General features: G+C 65.7%; 19 protein-coding genes and 1 tRNA gene. 14 read left to right on the forward strand and 6 right to left on the reverse strand.

Annotation, left to right across the window (positions count from 1 at the left end):
- Window positions 1–193: 193 nt before the first annotated feature.
- The 3 genes from ACREYQ_RS12290 to ACREYQ_RS12300 all read left to right on the forward strand — a co-directional run bounded on the left by ACREYQ_RS12290 (window position 194) and on the right by ACREYQ_RS12300 (window position 2,172).
- A complete protein-coding gene (locus ACREYQ_RS12290; protein WP_078197513.1) occupies window positions 194–1,375 on the forward strand; it encodes a pyridoxal phosphate-dependent aminotransferase in 1,182 nt (393 codons plus the stop codon).
- 129 nt (window positions 1,376–1,504) lie between these two features.
- Window positions 1,505–1,795: a nucleotidyltransferase family protein gene (locus tag ACREYQ_RS12295; protein WP_432257870.1), complete on the forward strand. Its 291-nt coding sequence runs from the start codon at window positions 1,505–1,507 to the stop codon at window positions 1,793–1,795.
- Entirely contained in the window at window positions 1,792–2,172 is a 381-nt protein-coding gene (locus ACREYQ_RS12300) for a HepT-like ribonuclease domain-containing protein (RefSeq protein ID WP_432257871.1), read from the forward strand. Before ACREYQ_RS12295 ends, ACREYQ_RS12300 begins: the two co-directional genes overlap by 4 nt.
- Window positions 2,173–2,469: 297 nt before the next feature.
- On the opposite strand, the gene ACREYQ_RS12305 is transcribed toward ACREYQ_RS12300, so the two are convergent.
- Entirely contained in the window at window positions 2,470–3,537 is a 1,068-nt protein-coding gene (locus ACREYQ_RS12305; RefSeq protein WP_432257872.1) for a transglycosylase SLT domain-containing protein, read from the reverse strand.
- Window positions 3,538–4,185: 648 nt separating this feature from the next.
- Here ACREYQ_RS12305 and ubiD point away from each other — a divergent pair.
- Window positions 4,186–5,715 (forward strand): 4-hydroxy-3-polyprenylbenzoate decarboxylase, encoded by a 1,530-nt coding sequence (gene ubiD, locus ACREYQ_RS12310; RefSeq protein WP_432257873.1) that lies wholly within the window; start codon window positions 4,186–4,188, stop codon window positions 5,713–5,715.
- A 120-nt stretch (window positions 5,716–5,835) separates the two neighbouring features.
- Window positions 5,836–7,857 (forward strand): acetoacetate--CoA ligase, encoded by a 2,022-nt coding sequence (locus ACREYQ_RS12315; protein ID WP_432257874.1) that lies wholly within the window; start codon window positions 5,836–5,838, stop codon window positions 7,855–7,857.
- Window positions 7,858–7,893: 36 nt separating this feature from the next.
- On the opposite strand, the gene ACREYQ_RS12320 is transcribed toward ACREYQ_RS12315, so the two are convergent.
- Window positions 7,894–8,547 carry a glutathione S-transferase family protein gene (locus tag ACREYQ_RS12320; protein ID WP_432257875.1) on the reverse strand — a complete coding sequence of 218 codons (654 nt, stop codon included), beginning with the start codon at window positions 8,545–8,547 and terminating at the stop codon, window positions 7,894–7,896.
- 293 nt (window positions 8,548–8,840) lie between these two features.
- On the opposite strand from ACREYQ_RS12320, the gene ACREYQ_RS12325 reads away from it, so the two are divergent.
- A complete protein-coding gene (locus ACREYQ_RS12325) occupies window positions 8,841–10,055 on the forward strand; it encodes a polyhydroxyalkanoate depolymerase (protein ID WP_432257876.1) in 1,215 nt (404 codons plus the stop codon).
- Window positions 10,056–10,134: 79 nt separating this feature from the next.
- Entirely contained in the window at window positions 10,135–11,037 is a 903-nt protein-coding gene (locus ACREYQ_RS12330) for an aldose epimerase (RefSeq protein ID WP_432257877.1), read from the forward strand.
- A 14-nt stretch (window positions 11,038–11,051) separates the two neighbouring features.
- Here the strand turns inward: ACREYQ_RS12330 and ACREYQ_RS12335 are convergent, their stop codons facing one another.
- The 3 genes from ACREYQ_RS12335 to ACREYQ_RS12345 form a co-directional block, all read right to left on the reverse strand.
- Complete coding sequence (locus ACREYQ_RS12335) at window positions 11,052–11,429, reverse strand: DUF5594 family protein (RefSeq protein WP_432257878.1); 378 nt, start codon at window positions 11,427–11,429, stop codon at window positions 11,052–11,054.
- A gap of 80 nt (window positions 11,430–11,509) precedes the next feature.
- Window positions 11,510–12,622: a CoA transferase gene (locus tag ACREYQ_RS12340; RefSeq protein WP_432257879.1), complete on the reverse strand. Its 1,113-nt coding sequence runs from the start codon at window positions 12,620–12,622 to the stop codon at window positions 11,510–11,512.
- Between the two features lie 8 nt (window positions 12,623–12,630).
- The gene (locus ACREYQ_RS12345) at window positions 12,631–13,620 is read right to left on the reverse strand and encodes a tripartite tricarboxylate transporter substrate binding protein (RefSeq protein ID WP_432257880.1); all 990 of its coding nucleotides are present in this window, start codon (window positions 13,618–13,620) and stop codon (window positions 12,631–12,633) included.
- 90 nt (window positions 13,621–13,710) lie between these two features.
- Between ACREYQ_RS12345 and ACREYQ_RS12350 the strand changes: the two genes are divergently transcribed.
- Window positions 13,711–14,715, forward strand: a complete 1,005-nt coding sequence (locus tag ACREYQ_RS12350) for a LysR family transcriptional regulator (protein ID WP_432257881.1) — start codon at window positions 13,711–13,713, stop codon at window positions 14,713–14,715.
- Window positions 14,716–14,794: 79 nt separating this feature from the next.
- On the forward strand, window positions 14,795–16,201 hold the full coding sequence (locus tag ACREYQ_RS12355) for a PhoPQ-activated protein PqaA family protein (RefSeq protein ID WP_432257882.1): 1,407 nt from the start codon (window positions 14,795–14,797) through the stop codon (window positions 16,199–16,201).
- 37 nt (window positions 16,202–16,238) lie between these two features.
- Here ACREYQ_RS12355 and ACREYQ_RS12360 read toward each other — a convergent pair whose 3' ends face one another.
- Entirely contained in the window at window positions 16,239–16,544 is a 306-nt protein-coding gene (locus ACREYQ_RS12360; protein WP_432257883.1) for a hypothetical protein, read from the reverse strand.
- A gap of 206 nt (window positions 16,545–16,750) precedes the next feature.
- On the opposite strand from ACREYQ_RS12360, the gene ACREYQ_RS12365 reads away from it, so the two are divergent.
- From ACREYQ_RS12365 to trmB, 5 genes are all read left to right on the forward strand, one after another.
- On the forward strand, window positions 16,751–17,611 hold the full coding sequence (locus ACREYQ_RS12365; protein ID WP_432257884.1) for a transglutaminase-like domain-containing protein: 861 nt from the start codon (window positions 16,751–16,753) through the stop codon (window positions 17,609–17,611).
- A 186-nt stretch (window positions 17,612–17,797) separates the two neighbouring features.
- A tRNA-Gly gene (locus ACREYQ_RS12370) sits at window positions 17,798–17,872 on the forward strand.
- Window positions 17,873–18,069: 197 nt separating this feature from the next.
- Window positions 18,070–19,074 (forward strand): glycosyltransferase family 8 protein, encoded by a 1,005-nt coding sequence (locus ACREYQ_RS12375; protein WP_432257885.1) that lies wholly within the window; start codon window positions 18,070–18,072, stop codon window positions 19,072–19,074.
- 134 nt (window positions 19,075–19,208) lie between these two features.
- A complete protein-coding gene (locus ACREYQ_RS12380; protein WP_432257886.1) occupies window positions 19,209–20,480 on the forward strand; it encodes an O-antigen ligase family protein in 1,272 nt (423 codons plus the stop codon).
- Window positions 20,481–20,661: 181 nt separating this feature from the next.
- Complete coding sequence (gene trmB / locus ACREYQ_RS12385; protein WP_432257887.1) at window positions 20,662–21,453, forward strand: tRNA (guanosine(46)-N7)-methyltransferase TrmB; 792 nt, start codon at window positions 20,662–20,664, stop codon at window positions 21,451–21,453.
- Window positions 21,454–21,629: the final 176 nt, after the last annotated feature.

Genomic DNA, 21,629 nt, shown 5'->3' on the forward strand with positions numbered 1-21,629 from the left:
TCTATTGATGTTTCCGAAATTCACGACAACGCTTCTTGCTTGTCGTTCCCGCGCAGGCGGGAACCCAGTGACTTCAAAGACGCTGGATTCCCGCCTGCGCGGGAATGACTGTGGTTGTTTTTGCACTGTCGCGAATTAGGGAAAGCTCGATAATATTGACTAAACGGGCCCCGAAGGCCCGCCCCGGACCACCATGGACATCCAGCGCCTAGCCACCGCCTCCCGCCTCGCCAATATCGATGCCTTCCACGTGATGGAACTGGCCAAGCAGGCCGCCGAGCTGGAACGCGCCGGCCGCCATATCGTGCACATGGGCATCGGCGAGCCGGACTTCACCGCCGCCGAGCCGGTGGTGCGCGCGGCCGAAGCCGCCATGCGCCGCGGCGTCACCCAGTACACCGGCGCGCTCGGCATCCAGCCGCTGCGCGAGGCCATTGCCGGCTATTACAAGACGGCCTACGGGCTGGATATCCCGGCCCGGCGCGTGATCGTCACCGCCGGCGCCTCGGGCGCGCTGCTGCTGGCCTGCGCAGTGCTGGTCGAGATCGGCGCCGAGGTGCTGATGCCTGACCCCAGCTATCCGTGCAACCGCCACTTCGTCGCCGCCTTCGACGGCGCCGCGCGCATGATCCCGAGCGGCCCGGCCGAGCGCTTCCAGCTGACTGCCGCACAGGTTGAGGCCAACTGGGGCGAACAGACCCGCGGGGTGCTGCTGGCGTCGCCCTCCAACCCGACCGGCACCTCGATCCTGCCCGACGAGCTTGCCCGCATCCTGCAGGCCGTGCGCGCGCGCAACGGCTTTGCCATCCTCGACGAGATCTACCAGGGCCTGTCCTATGACGCCCCGCCGGTCTCGGCCCTGAGCCTGGACGAAAACGTGGTCACGGTGAACAGCTTCTCGAAGTACTTCAACATGACCGGCTGGCGCCTGGGCTGGCTGGTGGTGCCGGAAGCGCTGGTGGAAGCGTTCGAGAAGGTGGCGCAGAACCTCTTCATCTGCGCCTCCGCCGTGGCGCAGTACGCCGCGCTGGCGTGCTTCACGCCCGAGGCGCTGGCCATCTACGACGAACGCAAGGCCGAGTTCCGCCGCCGCCGCGACCTGATCGTGCCGGCGCTGGAGTCGCTGGGCCTGCGCGTGCCGGTGCACCCCGACGGCGCCTTCTATGTCTACGCCGACTGCCGCGGGGTCAACCACCCTGCCGCCGGCGATGCCGACCGGCTGACGCAGGCGATGCTGCATGACGCAGGCGTGGTGATGGTGCCGGGTCAGGACTTCGGCCCGCATACCGCGAAGGACTACATCCGGATCTCGTACGCGACCTCGCGCGAGAACATCGAAGAGGCGATGGCGCGGCTCGGCAAGCTGTTCCGCTGACGCGCGTTCGCAGCATCAGCTGCCGTCGCGTCGATGCCAGGCAAGGCATCGTGTTCTCGAGTTCCGTTTTTGAAATACCATGCTCAATCGCATACCATTTCAACGAGTTTCGATAAAGGAAAAGCGCCGATGAGACCCTCGCTAGCTCTCGATCTCAAGCGCAGTGCCATCCGCGAAGCGGCGAGTCGCTTTCGCACGGCAAACCCGCGCGTCTTCGGTTCGGTGCTCCGCGGCACCGACCGGGACGGCAGCGACCTGGACTTGTTGGTCGATGCGTTGCCCGGCGCGACATTGTTCGACCTCGGCGGCCTGCAAGACGAGTTGGAATCGCTGCTCGGCGTCCATGTCGATCTGTTGACACCGACGGACCTGCCCCCGAGATTTCGGGCGAAGGTACTCGCCGAGGCGCAGCCGGTATGAGCGAGAGCTGGTTATCCGACTACCTTGGCCACATGCAGCAAGCCGCGACAGATGCATGCTGCTTCGTGGACGAGTTGACCAAGGATGACTTCCTGCTGGACAAACGCACCCAGCAGGCCGTGATCATGAGTCTCATCATCATCGGCGAGGCCGCGACGAAGGTGATGGATGGGGATGGTGAGTTCACCAAGGCGCACCCCGAGGTGCCATGGCGCAGCATGCGCGGCATGCGTAACCGAATCGCCCACGGCTACTTCGACATCAACCTCGACCTGGTGTGGGACACCGTGCAAACGGCGCTGCCGGAACTGCTGAAGCAACTGCCGGCTGTGTGCCGGGATGCCGAAAACGGGAACCGCAACGGCGCAAAGCGCTGACCAGGGCGGGCGGCGAGAGAGTTTTTGACGGCACGGTGAGCGCCACGCGAGCCAAGCGCCCGTTCCGACGCTGTACCGCCGGGTGCCAGCCTCACCGCACACATAGCGTGCTTTAACGTCCGTGCTCGCGGGCGGGGCCATCCCAAACGCGAACTGCCGAAGATTTCGTCGACAGGCGCCTTGGAGCCCCCCTAGGCCGGATAGGTCTCCTAGGGCGACTCGCTCAGATCTTCAACGCTTTCTATTTAATGGCTAGCCCCGCGGGGTGCTTTTCTTATTGGCGCAGCCAGGTCAGCCTCAGGCGCTGTGCGGCCCGGCATTGGCTTCCAGCTTTTCGGTCGGCGCGTGCTCGGCCGGGACCTTGCCGTCGGCCGCCTTGTCGGCGTTGGCGGGCGGCGCGTTGCGCACGCCGAGCAGCTGGCGCAGGCGGGCACGCTCGGCCAGCACCCTGGCGCCATAGCCGCCGTCGGTGGCCGTGGTGGCACCGACGTAGTACTTCAGGCCACCTTCGATCGAGCCGGCGCGGGCGATGCAGTCCTTGAGCACCAGCGCGCCGATCTTGATATTGGCGTACGGGTTCAGCGCCGCGGCCACGCCGCCGACGGCTTCGTACTTGTCCTGGTGGACCTTGGTCATGACCTGCATCAGGCCCTGCGCGCCCACGCCGCTTTCGGCATACGGGTTGAAGCTGGACTCGATCGCGATCACGCCCAGGATCAGCAGCGGATCGATGCCGACCTCGCGGCCGGTCAGGTAGGCCGCCTTGACCAGTTGCGCGGTGGCCTGGGCCGCCACGCGGTACTTGCGGGCAATATAGTCAGCCACGGCCGCCTGCTCGCGGGCGGTGCCCAGCGTGCTGGTGCTGCGGGCATCCAGCGCCACGCGCGTCACCGGGATCTGCGCGGCCAGGTGCGCGACCGACGGCACCTTGGCGGCAGCCGCCAGGCTCCATTCGTCCACGCCCGACACCGTCGGCAGGCCAAGCTTGCCACCATGGCCATAGCCAAGCCTGGCCGCGGCGACGTCCGCCGAACTCGGCGGCACGGCATTGCTGACCGCGGCCGGTGCTGCCGGCATGGCAGCGCTTACCAGCACCGCGGGTGCTTCGTCACCCGCCAGCATGGCGGCCAGCGTGGTGCGCCATTCCTGGCTCAGCGACAGCGACACGGCCGAAACGACCGCGACCACGCCCAGGCTGTTCAGGGCGTACTTCAGCGTTGTGCGGCCACCGCGCAACGCGCGGCCCGCGACCGGATGCGCGAGGCGGACCTGCAATGCCCGACTCACTCCGGGTACCGGCTGTCGGAGACGGACCTGCAAGGCCCGCCCGATGCCGGGAAGATGAAGGGTTTTCCAACCGCTCATGCTTACCTCCATCCGTTGCCCGCTTCGCGTGCCCGACTGCGGCGCGCGCCCGATCTCAACGTACTCAAGTAAGGATGCCGCGCCGTCTAGCAGTGACGGCCAAGCATCTGTTGGCAGGCGCTCCCCGTGCGCCCAACTGGAAACAGGCAACGCCCTGGGGGAGCGCAACCTGCCACGACTAAACTCACTACGCTCCGGCAAGTCGCCGGAGGCGACCCGTCGGCCCGCTATGCATCGGGCCCAACTATCGGTCCTTGCTGGAGGGATCTTCTGGCACGCATTTCTTTGATGTGCACCCCTTGACACAGGGGGAAAATCCATGTTGCGACGCAACACTCCATGGAGCAGACGGGATTGTAGGAACGCTGTTATATCCCGTCAAGAATAACAATCTTAATTTCTACTACTTTAGGTTATTTGTAACAATGCCGATTTAGTCGACCGGGCATCACTCGTTTGCCCGCAAACGCAGGCCTGGCCTTGGGTATTCACCATCGGAGCCGCGCTTGCACCGGCAAAAAACTTACAATTTGCGCGGCGTCGTGCCGATGTTTTTTTTGCAGCCTGGCAGGCGAATGTGTATCGTCACCGACTTCACCGGGGCATTGCGGCGATCCGTGCGGATGCCGCACCACAACAGAATTCACTATGCAATACAAAGACTTGCGCGATTTCATCGGCCAGCTGGAAGGCATGGGCGAGCTGCGGCGCATCGCCCGGCCCGTCGCGCCCAACCTGGAAATGACCGAAGTCTGCGATCGCCTGCTGCGCGCCGGCGGCCCCGCGGTCCTTTTTGAGAAACCTTCCGGGGCCGGCACCGACGGAGGCATCCATAGCGTGCCCGTGCTGGCCAATCTGTTCGGCACGACACGCAGGGTCGCGCTCGGCATGGGCGCCGAATCAATGGAAGACCTGCGCGACATCGGCCGGGTCTTGTCAGCACTGAAGGAGCCAGAGCCGCCGCGCGGCCTGCGCGAGGCCGGCAAGCTGTTCACGCTGGCCAAATCCGTGTGGGACATGGCACCAAAGCGCGTCAGCAGCCCTGCCTGCCAGGAGGTGGTCTGGGAGGGTAACGACGTCGACCTGGCGCGCCTGCCGATCCAGACCTGCTGGCCCGGCGATGCCGCGCCGCTGATCACCTGGGGCCTGGTGGTGACCAAGGGCCCGCACAAGAAGCGCCAGAACCTGGGCATTTACCGCCAGCAGGTGATCAGCCGCAACCAGGTCATCATGCGCTGGCTGGCCCACCGCGGCGGCGCGCTCGACTTCCGCGAGCATGCGCTGGCCAACCCCGGCAAACCGTTCCCGATCGCGGTGGCGCTGGGCGCCGACCCCGCCACCATCCTGGGCGCGGTGACGCCGGTGCCCGATACGCTGTCCGAATACCAGTTCGCCGGCCTGCTGCGCGGCAGCCGCACGGCGCTGGCCGGCTGCCTGACGCCGACGCTGTCCGAACTGAGCGTGCCGGCCTCGGCCGAGATCGTGCTGGAAGGCCATATCCAGCCCGACCCGAACCACCCGTCCGGCTACCAGCACGCGCTGGAAGGCCCGTTCGGCGACCACACCGGGTATTACAACGAGCAGGACTGGTTCCCGGTGTTCACCATCGACCGCATCACCATGCGGCGCGACCCGATCTACCACTCCACCTACACCGGCAAGCCGCCCGATGAACCGGCCGTGCTGGGCGTGGCGCTGAATGAAGTGTTCGTGCCGCTGCTGCAGAAGCAGTTCCCGGAGATCACCGACTTCTACCTGCCGCCCGAGGGCTGCAGCTACCGCATGGCGCTGGTGCGCATGAAGAAGCAGTACGCCGGCCATGCCAAGCGCGTGATGTTCGGCGTGTGGAGCTTCCTGCGGCAGTTCATGTACACGAAGTTCATCGTGGTGGTCGATGACGATGTCGACGTGCGCGACTGGAAGGAAGTGATCTGGGCCATCACCACGCGCGTCGACCCGAGCCGCGACACGGTGCTGGTCGACAACACGCCGATCGATTACCTCGACTTCGCCTCGCCGGTGTCGGGCCTGGGCTCCAAGATGGGCATCGACGCCACCGACAAGTGGCCCGGCGAAACCACGCGCGAATGGGGCACGCCGATCAGCATGGACGCCGCGGTCAGGGCCAGGGTCGACACCATGTGGGAAACGCTGTTCGAGCGCCCCGCCAACGGCTGACGGGCATCCGGGCCCATCCCCCGTTATCATGGCAGGATGATGCCGGGCGCCTCGAACAGGCGCCCGCAACCGAACATCGCACCATCCGATGCCCGCGGCAGACGGGCGCAAGGAGGAGACATGACGACCGCCGCCCCGCTCACCGAAGGGAACCTGATGTGGACGCCGTCCGAGACGCTGCGCGACAGCAGCCAGGTCGCGCGCTTCATGCGCTGGCTGCGCGACGAACGCGGCCTGGCCTTTGACGACTACGACGGCCTCTGGCAGTGGTCCGTCACCGAGCTGGAAGCGTTTTGGGATGCCGTGCGCGCCTACTTCGACGTGCACTTCGACACCCCCGCCGCGCAGGTGCTGGACCGCCGCGCCATGCCGGGTGCGCGCTGGTTCGAGGGCGCCACGCTGAACTACGTGCAGCAGGTGTTCCGCCACGCCGGCACCGGCAGCGCCCGCCAGCGCGCCGCCATCCGCCATGCCGGCGAGGCGCAGCCGCTGGCCGACATCAGCTGGCAGGTGCTTGAGGCCCAGGTGGCGTCGCTGGCGCATGCGCTGCGCCAGATGGGCGTGCAGCGCGGCGACCGCATCGCCGGCTACCTGCCCAATATCCCTGCCACCATCGTCGCCTTCCTGGCCACCGCCAGCCTGGGCGCGGTCTGGTCGGGCTGCGCGCCCGACATGGGCCAGGTCGCAGTGATCGACCGCTTCCGGCAGATCGAGCCCAAGGTGCTGATCGCCGTCGATGGCTACCGCTACGGCGGCAAGACCTATGACCGTGCCCCGGTGCTGGCCGACCTGGTCGCTGCCCTGCCCTCGCTCACCGACCTGGTGCTGGTGGCGCAGATAGGCAGCGCCGCGCCGCCCGCCGGCGTACGCGCTCATGCCTGGCAGGACGTGCTGGCGCACGACGTGCCCCTGGCGGTCGAGCCGGTGCCGTTCGACCATCCGCTGTGGATCGTCTATTCGTCCGGCACCACCGGCATGCCCAAGCCGATCGTGCATGGCCATGGCGGCATCGTCATCGAGCAGCTCAAGCTGATGGCCTTCCACAACAACCTGGGCCCGGACGATGTCTTCCACTGGTACAGCAGCAGCGGCTGGATCATGTGGAATGCGCAGGTGGCCGGGCTGCTGCTGGGCACCACCATCGCACTCTACGACGGCAACCCGGCCTGGCCCGACGCGGGCGTGCTGTGGCGCTTTGTCGACGATGCCGGCGTGACCATGTTCGGCGCCGGCGCGGCGTTCTTCACCAACTGCATGAAGGCCGGCATCGAGCCGGCGCGCATCGCCGACGTGTCGCGCCTGCGCGGGCTTGGATCGACCGGCTCGCCGCTGCCGGTAGAGGCCTACGACTGGATCTACCGCCATGTGCGCGAAGACATCTGGCTGGTGCCGATGTCGGGCGGCACCGACTTTGCCGGCTCGTTCGTCGCCGGCTGCCCGCTGCTGCCGGTCTATTCCGGCGAGATGCAATGCCGCTGCCTGGGTGCAAAGGTCGAGGCCTTCGACGACAACGGCCAGCCGCTGATCGACGCGGTGGGCGAACTGGTCTGCACCGAGCCGATGCCGTCGATGCCCCTCTACCTGTGGGGCGACACCGACGGCAAGCGCTACCGCGACAGCTATTTCGACACTTATCCCGGCGTGTGGCGGCACGGCGACTGGATCAAGATCACAAAGCGCGGCGGCGCGGTGATCTACGGGCGCTCCGATGCCACCATCAACCGCCACGGCATCCGCATGGGCACCAGCGAGCTGTACCGCGTGGTGGAAGACCTGCCCGAGGTGCTCGACAGCATGGTGGTCGACCTGGAATACCTGGGCCGCGAATCCTATATGCCGCTGTTCGTGGTCCTGCGCGAAGGCGTGATGCTGGACGACGCGCTGCGCGACACCCTGCGCGCGCGCATCCGCGAGGCGCTGTCCTCACGCCACGTGCCCAACGAGATCGTGCAGGCGCCCGGCGTGCCGCGCACGCTGTCGGGCAAGAAGATGGAGGTGCCGATCAAGAAGCTGCTGCTCGGCCATGCACCGCAGGGCATCGCCAACCGCGACGCAATGGCCAACCCTGACACGCTCGACTGGTACTTCGACTATGCCGAGCGCTTCCTGAAGGCACGGCAGGCGGAATCCGCCACGGCGTAGCGCCGGCACCCCCGGCGGCCGCGGCAGTCGGGGACCTCAGAACTCCACATCCAGTTCGCTGATTTCGTCGGGTTCCTGGCGCGCTGCCGCGATCCACTCCTGCAGTTCCGGCATCGACAGGATCTGCTTGCAGTAGGCAACCGGCACGGGATCGAGCATCACGCCATAGGTGACAAAGCGCGTCACCACCGGCGCGTACATGGCGTCGGCCATGGTGCGCGTGCCGAACAGGTACGGTCCGCCGTAGCGGGTCAGGCATTCGGTCCAGATCGCCGTAATGCGATCGATGTCGGCCTGCGCACGCGACCACACCTTCAGCCCCGGGAAATTCCCTTTCAGGTTCATCGGCAGCGCCGAACGCATCGCGGCAAACCCGGAATGCATCTCGCCGCAGATGGCGCGGCAGTGGGCGCGCGCGGCACGGTCTTCCGGCAGCAGGCCGGCCTTGGGGCGCATTTCGTTCAGGTATTCGGCGATCGCCAGCGTGTCCCACACCGTCACGCCCTGGTGGTGCAGGCACGGGACCAGGATCGAGGGGGACAGCAGCAGGATTTCCGCACGCGCCGCGGCGTCGTCCGGCGGCACCAGCACTTCCTCGAATTCCAGGCCGGCAAAGCGCGCCAGCAACCAGCCGCGCAGCGACCACGAAGAATAGGTCTTGCTGCTGATTGTGAGTGTGGTCTTGCTCATCACGCCTCCTTTGCCGCGCCTCGGTGGCCGTCGGCGCGTTCGCGATATCGGTGTCGCATCCTGAGGCCACCGCGCCGCGCACCCATACAGTGCCCTCATGCGGCACCAGTCTGATGCCGGCAGCCGGGTTCGTGCCACGATGGGGCGCGATGCAGCTGCCGCAGGCGCATCTTGCACAACTTGTGAGCGCTCGTGCCCGCCTTTAGCGTGGCACCGCGCAAAGCGCGTGCCAAGCGCGTGCCGGTGGCATATATATTGCGGGATGCGGACACCAAGATAACGGGGGCCGGGCCATGCTGTACCACGCCTACCAGACCTACGCGGACATGATACTGCCGGCGTGCACGCTGGCGGAGCTTGCCGCCGCGACGCTGGCGGCGAGTCCCCGGGCCGGCGGCTTCGACGCCACGCACCGCCTGCGTGCCGCCTGCGAGCTCATTGCGCTCGCGCGGCTCACGCACCACCGGCCGGCCTTCGGCATCGACAGCGCGATCGTCGGCGGCCAGCCGGTGCAGGTCACCGAGGACGTTGTCGTGCGCACGCCGTTCTGCTCGCTGCTGCACTTCCGCCGCCACGGCATCGCCGGCCAGCCGCGCGTGCTGCTGGTGGCGCCGATGTCCGGCCACTTTGCCACGCTGCTGCGCGGCACGGTGCAGACCATGCTGACCGACCACGACGTCTATATCACTGACTGGCACAACCCCCGCGACATTTCATTGCTGGCCGGGCGTTTCGGCTTCGATGAATTCGTGCAGCACCTGATCAGCTTCCTGCAGGCGCTGGGCGGCGGCACGCATCTGGTGGCGATTTGCCAGCCTACCGTGGCGGCGCTGGCGGCGGCGGCACTGATGGCCGAGGACGCGGACCCCGCCCAACCGCCCAGCCTGACGCTGATGGCCGGTCCCATCGACGCGCGCGTCAACCCGACCAGGGTCAACGAACTGGCCATGAGCCAGTCCCTCGAGTGGTTCGAGCGCACCCTGATCGGCATGGTGCCGCTGCGCTTTGCCGGCGCGATGCGGCGCGTCTACCCGGGACACGTGCAGCTGCTGGCCTTCATGAGCATGAACCCGGAGCGGCACGAACAGGCGCTGCGCAACTTCTACGCCCTGCGCGAGCGCGGCGAGGACGACAAGGCCGACGCCATCCGCGACTTCTACATCGAGTACTTCGCCACCATGGACCTGACCGCGGAGTTCTACCTGGAGACCATCAGCCTGGTGTTCCAGCGCTTCCTGCTGGCCCAGGGCCTGCTTGACGTCTGCGGGCGTCGGGTCAGCACGCGCGCCATCCGCCGCACCGCCCTGCTTACCGTGGAGGGCGAGCGCGATGACATCTGCGCGATCGGCCAGACCGTGGCAGCGCAGGACCTGTGCACAAGCCTGCGCTCCTACATGCGCATGCACCACGTGCAGACCGGAGTCGGGCACTACGGGGTGTTCAACGGCAGGCGGTGGGAGACGCAGGTGTATCCGCTGGTGCGCGACACCATCTACACCAGCAGCTGAGACGGCCGCCGCCGGCGCGCTGGCTTATCATGGCGGCTGCGCCGGGCGGCACGCGAACGGCGCGGCGCCAACGACCATCATGACCTTGCTTACGACCCAAGACTTCCAGGGCCAGCCGCTGGTGCGGATCGGCCACGCCGACAGCTGGCTGCTGCTCGCCCCGCAACACGGCGGGCGGCTGGTGCGCTGGGTGCACCGCGGCCACGACATCCTGTACTGGCCCGATAACGCCGACTGGGCGCGCCCGGCCAAGGTCCGCGGCGGCAACCCGCTGCTGTTTCCGTTTATCGGGCGTCATTTTGTCGATGGCAACCCCGGGCAATGGCGCGACGGTCAAGGGACATTGCACACGCTGGCGCAGCACGGCTTTGCACGCGACCTGCCTTTCGAAGTCACCGCCATCGACGCGCAGGCCGCGATCACGATGACGCTGCGCGACAGCGATGCCACGCGCGCCGGCTATCCGTTCGCCTTCGCCTTCGACGCCGTCTACGCCTTGCTGCCCGACGGCCTCGACGTCACGCTGCGCACCACCAATACCGGCGCGCAGCGCCTGCTCTGCTATCCCGGCCACCACTTCTATTTCGCGTTGCCACACGCACAGCGCGCCGCGACGTCACTGACGCTGCCCGGCACGGACCGCATGCGGCAGCAGCCCGACGGCAGCCCCGGGCCCGCGGAGCCCGGCGAGACCTCGTACCAGCTGGACGATCCACGGCTGCAAGACACCTTCCACGTCTTCCGCAACAGTCCGTCAGCGGTGCTGGCGATGCCGCAGCGGCGCATCACGTTCGAACTCGACCTGCCCGGCAGCGCGCCCTGGCATGCGGTGACCACGTGGTCAGAGTCCGACACCTCCGACTTCTATTGCGTGGAGCCGTGGGTGGGCCTGCCCGATGCCATCCATCACGGGCAGGGGCTGCGCTGGATCGAGCCAGGGCAAGCGGAAAGCGCGGTGTGCCGGCTGCGGGTCACGGCCTGAATCAGCGCATGCGCTCAGTGCTCGAAATCCAGCCCGCCGATCAGGATCTGCGGATCAGCCTGCGATAGCGAACGGAAATCGATCCCGCGCGGCTCCTGCCACGCACGCAGCTTGGAAGGCAGCGCCGCCAGGTAGCCGGCAAAGCGCGCCTCGCCGCCGGCCGCGAACAACCGCTGGACCTCCAGCCCGTCCCACGCCAGCGTGATATCGAGTGCGTGCGGATGACGCCGCAGGTCTGGCGGCGCGTCTCCCGTCATGCGCAGGCGCGCCGGCCGGCCGGCGGCTTCCGCAGGCAGGGTCTGGAGTTGCACGCGCCGGTCGTGCTGGCCGATCGCGGCAACAATGCGCGGCAGGCATTCGGCTTCAAAGCGGGCGAAGAAATCGGTGGTCAAGGTGGGGGCATCCTGACGTTGCGAAAGGCGATGGCGACACATTGCCGTGCGCCATCGTGGCAGCAACTATACGCCGCGGGTCACGCGCAGCGGTAGACCCCGAAACCCAGCCCCGGCGACAGCACCCCGGTCTGCCCTTCCTGCAGCGTCACCGGCTGCAGGCTGCCATTGGCCATCGACTCCGCCGTGAACTCGGCGATATTGCGCAGGCGTGCCGCCGGGATGCCCAGCGCGCTGAGACGCAGTTCCAGGTCCACCGCGGTGCCCGCCGCCACCGCGCCCGCGATCGCGCGCTTGAGCGCGGCCGGATCCAGCGAGCGCACGAAGGCAGGCAAGGCACCGGCATCCAGCGGCGTCTCGAACAAGGCCGGATCCTGGGCAAGCCCGCCCAGCCCGAGTGCATCAAGCAGCGCCAGCAACTGCCTCGGCGTATTCGCGCCGATCGCCAGCCAGCCGTCCCGGGTACGGAAGAAATCGGCCGACGGGCTGCCCGAATACCCCTGGTTGCCCTGCCGCGCCGGCACGCCGCCGGTGGTCATGGCGTCGCACGTCATCGGATACATCAGCTGCAGGCCGGCCGTGGCCATCGAGACGTCGAGCAGCATGCCGCGCCCGGTGCGCTCGCTCTCGCGCACACCGGCCAGGATGGCAAAGGCGGCCAGCATGCCGGTGGCGGAGTCGATCACCGGAAAGCCGGTCTTCATTGGCGGATCGCCTTCGCTGCCGCCCATCCAGGCCATGCCGGTAGCGGCCTGCACCACGTGGTCATATGCCGGCCGGCCATGCCACTGGGCTGCACCGCGGCCGAAGCCCGAGATGCTGCAATAGACCACACGCGGATTGCGCGCGCGCACTGCCTCGTAGCCCAGCCCGAAGCGCTCCAGCACGCCGGGCCGCAGGTTGTCGACAAAGACGTCGCAGCGGCCGGCCAGATCCAGCGCATGGGCGCGGCCGGCTTCGTCCGACAGGTCGAGCGCCAGCGACGACTTGCCGGCATTGAGCGCGACAAAGGCGGCATGGCCCTTGCCCGCCCGGCGCATCACGTCGCCGCCGCCGGCGCTTTCGACCTTGGTGACCTGCGCGCCCAGTTGCGCCAGCAGGAAGGTGGCAAACGGCCCGGCGATCACGTGCGAGAAGTCCAGCACGCTGATGCCGGCCAGCGGTGCAAAGTCCGGTTGTGAAGTGAGGGTCATGGGGTGGCTTATTCGATGGTGATGCGGTTCTTGTCGATGACCTGGCGGATGCGGGTGGTCTCATCGGCCACCAGCCGCGAGAAGGCTTCGGGCGTGGGCGTCGGCGCAATCACGGCACCCATTTCGGCATAGAGCCGGCGCAGGCCGGGATCGCCCAGCGCCTGCATCACCGCCGCATGCAGGCGCGCCACGATCGGCGCGGGCAACCGCGGCGGCGCCCAGATGCCACTCCAGGCATCAAGATCGAGATCCTTGCGGCCCAGCGCCTCGTTCAGCGTGGGCACCTGCGGCAGCACCGCGGCGCGGCTGGCCGAGGTCACCGCCAGGGCCCGCACCTTGCCGCCGGATATCTGCGGAATCGCCGTTGCCGCCACCGGAAAGCCAAACTGCGTGTCGCCCTTGACCAGCGACGGCACGATCTCGACCGAGCCCTTGTACGGCACGTGCACCACGTCGATGCCCATGGCCGACGCAAACGCCGCACCCGACACATGCGCCGCGGAGCCAATTCCGCCGGAGGCGTAGTTCAGCGTGCCCGGCGCGCGCCGCGCTGCCGCGACGAGGTCGGCCACGGTCCGATAGGGCGAGCTGGCACTGACCACCAGCACCGCCGGGCTGACGCCAACGCGAATGATGTGGGTGAACGCCATCGGATCGAACTTCGCGCCGGGCTGCAGCAGCTTCTGCGTGACATGGGTCGAAGCCCCCAGCATCAGCGTGTAGCCATCCGCAGGCTGCTGCGCGACGAACTCGGCGGCCAGGATGCCCCCGGCGCCGACCTTGTTCTCGACCACCACCGGCTGGCCAAGCTCGCGCGCCAGCACCTCGGCCAGCTTGCGGGTCTGGATATCCGGCCCGCCGCCGGCGGCGTAAGGCACCACCAACCGGACCGGCCGGTTGGGATAGGGACTGGCCGCACCGGCCCTGCCCACCGTGGCAGCGGCCGGCAGCGCCAGCAGGGACTTCAGCAGCAGGCGGCGCCCGACATTGGCATGCATCGCATGTCTCCTCCATGGTTTGCCCCGATTGTCCGGCGCCTGGCCATTCGAAACAATTATCCAGTCTTGATGAGGCCATCACGTTTTGTTATGAGTCCTACCTCCCCCACGCGCGCGAGCGGTGCCGCACCCTCCCCCAACCGGATCGACCGTCTGCGCATCCGCCACCTGCGCCTGCTTGACCTGGTGGCGCGCAGCGGCTCGCTGACCGCGGCCGGCGAAGCGCTGCATATCAGCCAGCCCGCCGTCACCAAGATGCTGCAGGAACTGGAGCAAGCCTTCGGCTGCAAGCTGATCGAGCGCACCACGCGCGGCGGCCGGCTGAGCCCCGCGGGCGAGCGCGCGCTGGAACGGCTGCGCGTGGTGCTGGGCGCGATCGACGCCGCCGGCGAGGCGCTGCTGGCACGCCCGGAGATACCGCTGGTCCGCCTCGGCATGTTGCCGCTGGTGGGCGTGGACGTGCTGCCGCAAGCCGTCGCATGGCTGCGCGCCCAGGGCACACTGCCGCGCCTGGCCGTGCGCGAACATACCGTCGGCGGGCTCACCGCGATGCTGTGCGAAGGCGAGCTCGACTGCATCGTGGGCCGGCTGCAGAAAGACGACACCGACCAGCTCAAGGCCAGGGCCCAGATCACGCCGCTGCGCAACGAATACCTGGCCGTGGTCTGCGCCCCCGGCCACCCGCTGGCAGGGCGCGGCGACGTCGCGCTGGCGGACCTGCACGAAGGTCCCTGGATCCTGCCACCGCGCGGCACCCACACGCGCGACGTATTCGAGCAGCCCTTTCTCGACAGCGGCCAGCTGCCGCCGGTGCCGCATATCGAATCGGCCTCGTTCCACAGCAACCTGGCCATGACCGCCGCCGGCGGCTTCCTGACGGTGGCGCCCGCCACGGCTCTGGCCCACTACCAGGCCATGTCGATGGTGCGGGAAGTGCGGTTGCGCACCCCGTTTGCCTCCGGCCGGCTGGTCTTCATCACCCCGGCAGGGATCGAGGCGCCGCCAGCCGTGATCCGGGTGCGCGAAGCCCTGGAAGCGGTGACAAGGCAGGACGCAGGCGTACCGCCGGCACTGGCTGGGCATATCGATTCGTGATGGCGCCATGCAATCTGGCGAATTGCCGGTGATGGCCCCGCTCAAGACAATGCCCTTCCCACTACAGGAAGGAGACATCGTGAGAACACGGATCATCGGCATCGCGCGGCAGGCGGCCCGGCTGCTGGCGTTACTGTTGACGTCACTGCTGCTGCCCGGCATCGCCACCGCGCAAGCGCAGCCGGTCGGGCCGGCGGCGTTCTTCGACATGCAGGCCGTACGCGACGAAAGCACGCTGGCCCCGGCGGTTGCCCGCGATGCCGTGGTGCCCAGCCGGGCGCGCCCAGGCAAGCGCGTGCGTGTGATCGAACTGCGCTTCACCAGCCAGGACTGGAAAGGCCTGCCCTGGACGCACCCGGCGCGCATCTATGTGCCCGACGGTTACCAGGGCGGCGGCAACGCCGGCATCATCGGCACCGAACGGCAGTTCTTCGACGAACCCGCCTGGCCGCGCCACGCCATCCCCGGCACGGGCCTCGACACCGAAGCCGAGTACGCCGAGGGCACGGCCATCGACCTCGGCATGCCCGTCATGCTGTTCGCCAACCCGGCTGAAGACTACTGGGGCATGAACGAATCCGACCTGACCGGCTATGCGCTGAAGAAGGTGATGGAGACCGGCGACCTGACCTGGAACGGCTATTACCCGATCGCGATGGCCTATCTGCGCGCGATCACCCTGATGCACAGCCTGCCCGGCGTGCGCACCGAGCACGCGGTGCTGATGGGCTGCTCCAAGCGCGGCTTCGCCGTCAGCATCGCCACCGGCGTCGACCCCGACCGCGTCGCGGGGGTGATGGCCACCTGCTACTACGGCGGCAACAGCTTGTACTTTATCGCCCGCAAGTACGCGGAGTTCGGACCCGGCGTCGGCGGCCCGGCGCAGCAGCGCAGCGGCCCTGGCTTCCAGCCCGCCGATGCCGTGCTGCGCACCATCAACAACCCCACCGGCTTGCGCATGCTGACGCACTTCGACCCGTATATGTGGCGCAAGCAGATCCGCTCCAGCTTCCTGGTCGCGCTCGGCACCAACGACGAGTTCTTCGCGCTCGGCACGCCCAACAGCATGCTGACCGAGATGTCCGGCGACAAGGCCTTCCTGGCGGTGGACAACCTGCCCCACTCCTGGGTCTCGGCCAAGCACCTGGCCGCCTGGCGCATGTGGCTGGCGCATACGTTCCTGGGGCGGAAGCTGCCCGCGATCGAGGCCAGCGGCGCGGTGCAGGGCCAGCAGTTCGCCGTGCAGGCCAGGATCAAGGCCGATGCGGCGCCGGTCGGTGTGCGGCTGTTCTACGCCTACAATCCGGTGAGCGCTGACTGGCGCAAGGCCAGGTGGGAGTCGGTTCCGATGCGCCGCGATGGCGCGATGTACGGCGCCGGCCTCCCGCTGCGGGACGGGTATCGGCTGGCGTACTACGTGGAAGTGGCGGATGAGGGCACAGGCGGGACGGGGTACGTCAGTTCGCTGGTGAACTTCGCAAACTAGAGCGGCGCAACTTGATGCAGACGCCGGCCCTTCGCCCTTAGTACGGATCGGCTGCCGCACTCCGCCGGGCCGCGTCCTGCTGCGCATCGAACGTCGCAATATCGTCGCGGGCCTTGGCCAGGCCATAGTCCAGCGCGGCCTCGACCGTGGGGAACAGCGTCGTGCCCACGTTCAGCTCATATGAGCACACAGTCGGGAAATTCGGACGGACCGGCGCGCCATCGGTCCTGGCGATGGTGTATCGCACGGCGTAGCCCACGGCACCGGAGGGATCGTCAGGGCCAGGCTTCTGCAGGGCGTCGATCGATACCCGATACTGTCCGATAACGGCTTCCTGGTGCATGGCTTTCTCCTGTCCGCGGCAACAGCGGCCCGCGCGGCGGCTGCACAAGGCCGCCGCCTGCCAAGTATAGGTCCGGGGCCCCGTCTCCCCTGCCGACGCCCTGTGGTGCGGCGCTGCGCGCACTACACTGGCAATGTCAGCCCATCATCTCCGGGCCCCGGGGAAACGGTCTCTCTTCCCCGGCCGTCGCCGTTACTTACCGCCCGATGAACCGACTCAGGTACGCAGTCAGCCTCTCCTATGAGGTCATGGACCCCATGGCGGACTTCCTGCTCAATATCGAAGCCGCCTGCACGGCCCGGCAGACGGTCGTCTCGGAGCGGCTGACGCTGCCGCCCGGCCTCGAAGCCGACCGCTGCACGGATCCGGTGCTGGCCAACCGGCTGCTTCGGCTGCGCGCCTCCCAGGGCCGGCTGGCCATCCGCTATGAGGCGGTCGTCGACATCGATCACCACCTGGAAGACGGCTACAAGCTTCTGGAAACACCCGTTGCCGAACTGCCCTTCGACGTCCTGCCCTACCTGGCGCCAAGCCGGTACTGCGAATCCGACCGCCTGATGGAGTTTGCCAGCCGCGAGTTCGGCGGCATGCAGCGCGGCTATGCGCGCGTGTATGCCATCCGCGAGTGGGTGCGCAATCACGTGCGCTTCCTGTCGCGCTCCACCAACGAGCGCACCTCGGCCGCCGACACCATCGTGGAGCGCACCGGGGTCTGCCGGGACTTCGCCCACCTGATGATCGCCCTGTGCCGCGCACTCAGCATTCCGGCGCGCATGTCCAGCAGCCTCGACTATGGCGCGGACATCCGCCTGGGGGCGCCGGACTTCCACGCGGTGGTGGAGATCTACCTGTCGCACCGGTGGTATCTGCTCGATCCTTCGGGCATCTCGATCCCCACCGGCCTGCTTCGCATCGGCACCGGCCGGGATGCCGGGGACATACCATTTGCGGCCATCTTCGGCCAGGTAAGTTCGGAGCGGCCCGTGGTGGAAATCGAGCCGCTGACTGATGCGGCAGCTGGAATCGGGATGCCGGTGTATACGCCGAAGGCGATTTCGACGTGGTAGCTGTGTGAGTGGCTTTAGTGATGAGGCAGGCAATCTCGAAGTGGGTCCCGGCGACGGCACCGCTGTCCTCTTCCGGCGTCCCGGGGCATCTCCATGATCGCAAAGCTCAAGGAACTGCCGTCCGTGTACCCCTGCCCGAAGGCAGCGGCCGTGAATCGTGCTAGAATCCGCTCCCAGTAAGCCGTAGCGGGCGTCGTATAATGGCCATTACCTTAGCTTCCCAAGCTAAAGACGTGGGTTCGATTCCCATCGCCCGCTCCACCGCATGTTAAATGCGGCCTGATTCGCTAGGAATTGGGCACCACCAGGGCAGTGACACGCAGGACACCACGAAAACGTGGACCATATGGCCGCCAGACTAAGGAATACCACCTCCGCTCCGGCCGTTTCTGCCTTGCCCCCAAAAATTGACACCTCTCCGCTGGCGTGAGACTGCTGGAACTGTCCCACACTGCCGGATGACTATCCGAGGTTGCCAAGTGCCGCCGAACTCACCGATAGACTCCCTCCCCTCCTGCAATCCAAACCCGGTTCACGTCGCCTTTGGCGTTGACGCTGGTTATTATCGTGGCATGGGCGTCACCATCACATCCATCGTGGAAAATAATCCCGGGATGTGCTTTGTCTTTCATGTTTTCGCGTTCTCGATTACCCCAGATATCAGGCAAAAGCTGCAGCAACTGCAGGAGCGGCACACCATTACCGTTCAATTGCATCTACTCGACACCGAAGTGCTGCAGGATTTCAAACAGTTTCCCTGCTTCGGCCACCATTCACTCGGCACCTTTATTCGGCTGCTAATCCCGGATAATCTGAATGGCATCACCGACAAGGTCTTGTACCTGGATGCTGACCTGCTTTGCTTCGGCAACATCTCCGAACTGCTCTCGCTTGATATTTCGGACCACATAGCCGCGGCCGTCGCCGATGAAAAAGACACTACGGTTCGAACTCAGATCCCGGCGCTAGGTCTAAAGCACGGACACTATTTTAACGCTGGCGTGATGTATATAAATGTTCAGAACTGGATTGCCGCAGGCATACGGGAGTCAGCACTGAAGAGCCTTACAACACAAAATCTGCGCTTTGCCGACCAAGATGCACTCAACATCGCGCTCGATGGGCGCGTGAAGTATGTCGATGAACGATGGAACTATCGCTATCATCTCGTCGATTATCTCAGCAAAGGCGAGACCAAGCTGAATGTACCCCAGGCATTCGTGCTGATGCACTTCACCGGGCCAGTCAAACCATGGCACACCTGGTGCCTGCATGAGATAAGGCAATTCTTTATAGACATCCAGTCCCGGTCGCCGTGGTCGGAGATTCCGCTTGACGGGCCGAAAACCACAAGAGAGTTGAAATTGTTCTCAAAATTTCTCATCCTCCAGAACCGCATCTTGGAGGGAGTTTACTGGCATTGCCGCTACTTGGGATCGAGGCTGAGACAGAGCCTGCGATAAGCTTGACTGCAGGGCATGACATAGCAGTTGATGCACCACGTCTGGTCCCGGTAGCCCAAAACGGGGTCAGCCGAACTTTGACCTCAAGTGCTTCTCATGTTTTAGCTTTGATTTCGGGAAAGATAGGATAAATCTTGCGCTATTTTCAATGGCTTATCGCAACAGCACTGGCCTCTTTTTATGTTCTGGCACTGTTTGCTGATCGAGCGGCAGGTGTTATTTATGGCATCATAATCGCTCTTGGACTTGCCGCATTAATATTCCAGTGGAAATCCAACAGCGTATTGCTGGGCGGGCTCATGCGCCGGTATTGGCCGTTGGCTTTGGCCATGGCCGCGCCAATGTTCGCCATCATCGCCAATGAACTTTCCAGAGGCCAGTTTTCCGGCAGAAATATCGATGGTCCATCGCGGCTTGCGATGTTTGCTCTGGCATTCTGGGCGATTTCGTTGGTACCCCTCACGCATCTGCGAAAGCTGCAATGGGCATTCATCGCAGGGACTTTCCTCTCAGCGCTGAAAATCTACCGACTTACGCATGGCGGCGAGATCAGATATCTGACCGACTTCATCCCCATCACAATTTTCATTGAAATGGGGCTGTTGCTCGGTGTGTTCGCCCTGCTCTCGATTTCCTGGAATTCGCGGCAAGAGAAATCATTGATCCTGCTAAAGCTGCTGGCGGCAGTTGCCATCTTGTATGGAAGCTACCTTTCGCAATCGCGAGGCGCCTGGATTACAATACCCATCTTCTTCGGAATCGCCCTGGTGGCAAACAAGAGCATGCGAGCCGGGCGCAAGCTAGCTCTGCTGTCAGTCGCTACGCTTGTACTTCTGGTAGGCGTGGGTCATGCCAAACTAGTAAAGGAACGCATATATGAGGCCCAAACAGATATTCAACAGTTTATCGATCGAACTAATGTCGACACCTCAATCGGCATACGCTTTCAGATATGGCAAGGCTCTGTAGTGATTTTCAAAGAGCATCCGGTCTTTGGCGTGGGGGTCGACAGATACCGAGATGCCCTCGGGGATCTTGCAGAACGCAAGATTATCTCTCCGACAACATCGACCTTTGCACATTCGCACAATGAGTTCCTGTTCAACGCAGCCAGGCTGGGCTTGTTCGGGCTCGCAGCACTGCTCGCCCTATATTTGGTGCCAGCTTATTACTTTGTGCGCGACCTAAGGCATACAGACAGGGAAGTCCGGAGCGTGGCTTGCATGGGCCTATCGCTAATCACTGGCATATTTATCCTCGGCTTAACGGACGTAGTCTTCCTCTGGTGGGAGGTTTTCCCGTTCTATGCAGTCAGCATTGCCACCTTCATCGTCTACATGGACAAACGCAAAGGTGCGGCGGGTTCATCCGGGCAAGGCAGTGGTACCCTGTCGCCAGTGAGGTAGAATCACGTCCAACGTCAGCGAAGCGCTCCACCCGAACCCGAGTGAGCGCTTCAGTTCCGAATCACAACATCGCGCGCTGTGATGTGAGTCTGTTCGATTCCCATCGCCCGCTTCACTTCCAGTCGAGACAAGCCGCCTTTGCCACCGTAACGGTGATCTGCCCGGCGGCTTTTTTGTTGCCATGCTTCCCCAAGACCCCAGCACCGAACCGACGCCGGCCGACGACGCCGCGCCGGTAGACAGCGCCGCCGCACCCGCGCCCGCTCCCTCCCCTGCCGATCCTGAAGGCGTTGCGCATCCGCGCCGGATCCGTTCATTCGTGCGCCGCGCGGGACGGACTTCAACCGGGCAGCAGCGCGCCATCGACGAAGTCGGGCCGCGCATGATGGTGCCGTACGCGCCGCAGCCGCTGGACTGGGAAGCGGCGTTCGGCCGGCAGGCGCCGTCGATCCTGGAGATCGGCTTCGGCATGGGCGAGACCACCGCGCATATCGCCGGCCTGCGCCCGCAGGACAACTTCCTGGGCTGCGAGGTGCATGAGCCCGGCGTGGGCGCGCTGCTTAAGCTGATCGACGAGCGCGGCCTGGCCAATGTGCGGATCCTCCAGCACGATGCGGTGGAAGTGATCGCCCATATGCTGACCGATAACTGCCTGGACGGCGTGCATATCTACTTCCCCGACCCCTGGCACAAGAAGCGCCACAACAAGCGCCGGCTGGTGCAGCCGCCGCTGGTGAAGGTGCTGGCCGCGCGCCTGAAGCCGGGCGGCTATCTCCACTGCGCGACCGACTGGGAAGAGTACGCGCACCAGATGGTGGAAGTGCTGTCGGGCGAGCCGCTGCTGGAGAACACGTCGACCGCCCCGGGCGGCTTTTCCGAGCGACCGGATTACCGGCCCGTGACCAAGTTCGAGCGGCGCGGCGTGCGGCTCGGGCACGGTGTGTGGGATGTGGTGTTCCGCAAACGCGCCTGAGCGCTGGCGGCGGACAAACAAAAAAGCGTGGCCGATGCCACTAATGCCGTTCAGTTAACCACCGTCGTCCCCGCGAAAGCGGGGACCCAGTGACTTCATCCCCGACGGGGACGTGAAAGACGCTGGATTCCCGCCTGCGCGGGAATGACGGTAACGTTTGGTACCTTGACTGAACG

The organism is Cupriavidus sp. TMH.W2, assembly GCF_050847365.1.
In the GTDB taxonomy this organism is placed as follows: domain Bacteria; phylum Pseudomonadota; class Gammaproteobacteria; order Burkholderiales; family Burkholderiaceae; genus Cupriavidus.

Excerpts from the sequence above, each read along its gene's own strand:
- ACREYQ_RS12345 (WP_432257880.1), bottom strand. The coding sequence starts at position 13,620 with ATGCATGCCAATGTCGGGCGCCGCCTGCTGCTGAAGTCCCTGCTGGCG.
- ACREYQ_RS12320 (WP_432257875.1), bottom strand. The coding sequence starts at position 8,547 with ATGAGCAAGACCACACTCACAATCAGCAGCAAGACCTATTCTTCGTGG.
- ACREYQ_RS12350 (WP_432257881.1), top strand. The coding sequence starts at position 13,711 with ATGAGTCCTACCTCCCCCACGCGCGCGAGCGGTGCCGCACCCTCCCCC.
- ACREYQ_RS12290 (WP_078197513.1), top strand. The coding sequence starts at position 194 with ATGGACATCCAGCGCCTAGCCACCGCCTCCCGCCTCGCCAATATCGAT.
- ACREYQ_RS12340 (WP_432257879.1), bottom strand. The coding sequence starts at position 12,622 with ATGACCCTCACTTCACAACCGGACTTTGCACCGCTGGCCGGCATCAGC.
- trmB (WP_432257887.1), top strand. The coding sequence starts at position 20,662 with ATGCTTCCCCAAGACCCCAGCACCGAACCGACGCCGGCCGACGACGCC.
- ACREYQ_RS12330 (WP_432257877.1), top strand. The coding sequence starts at position 10,135 with ATGACCTTGCTTACGACCCAAGACTTCCAGGGCCAGCCGCTGGTGCGG.
- ACREYQ_RS12365 (WP_432257884.1), top strand. The coding sequence starts at position 16,751 with ATGAACCGACTCAGGTACGCAGTCAGCCTCTCCTATGAGGTCATGGAC.
- ACREYQ_RS12325 (WP_432257876.1), top strand. The coding sequence starts at position 8,841 with ATGCTGTACCACGCCTACCAGACCTACGCGGACATGATACTGCCGGCG.
- ACREYQ_RS12300 (WP_432257871.1), top strand. The coding sequence starts at position 1,792 with ATGAGCGAGAGCTGGTTATCCGACTACCTTGGCCACATGCAGCAAGCC.
- ACREYQ_RS12315 (WP_432257874.1), top strand. The coding sequence starts at position 5,836 with ATGACGACCGCCGCCCCGCTCACCGAAGGGAACCTGATGTGGACGCCG.
- ACREYQ_RS12375 (WP_432257885.1), top strand. The coding sequence starts at position 18,070 with ATGACTATCCGAGGTTGCCAAGTGCCGCCGAACTCACCGATAGACTCC.
- ACREYQ_RS12295 (WP_432257870.1), top strand. The coding sequence starts at position 1,505 with ATGAGACCCTCGCTAGCTCTCGATCTCAAGCGCAGTGCCATCCGCGAA.
- ACREYQ_RS12305 (WP_432257872.1), bottom strand. The coding sequence starts at position 3,537 with ATGAGCGGTTGGAAAACCCTTCATCTTCCCGGCATCGGGCGGGCCTTG.
- ubiD (WP_432257873.1), top strand. The coding sequence starts at position 4,186 with ATGCAATACAAAGACTTGCGCGATTTCATCGGCCAGCTGGAAGGCATG.
- ACREYQ_RS12360 (WP_432257883.1), bottom strand. The coding sequence starts at position 16,544 with ATGCACCAGGAAGCCGTTATCGGACAGTATCGGGTATCGATCGACGCC.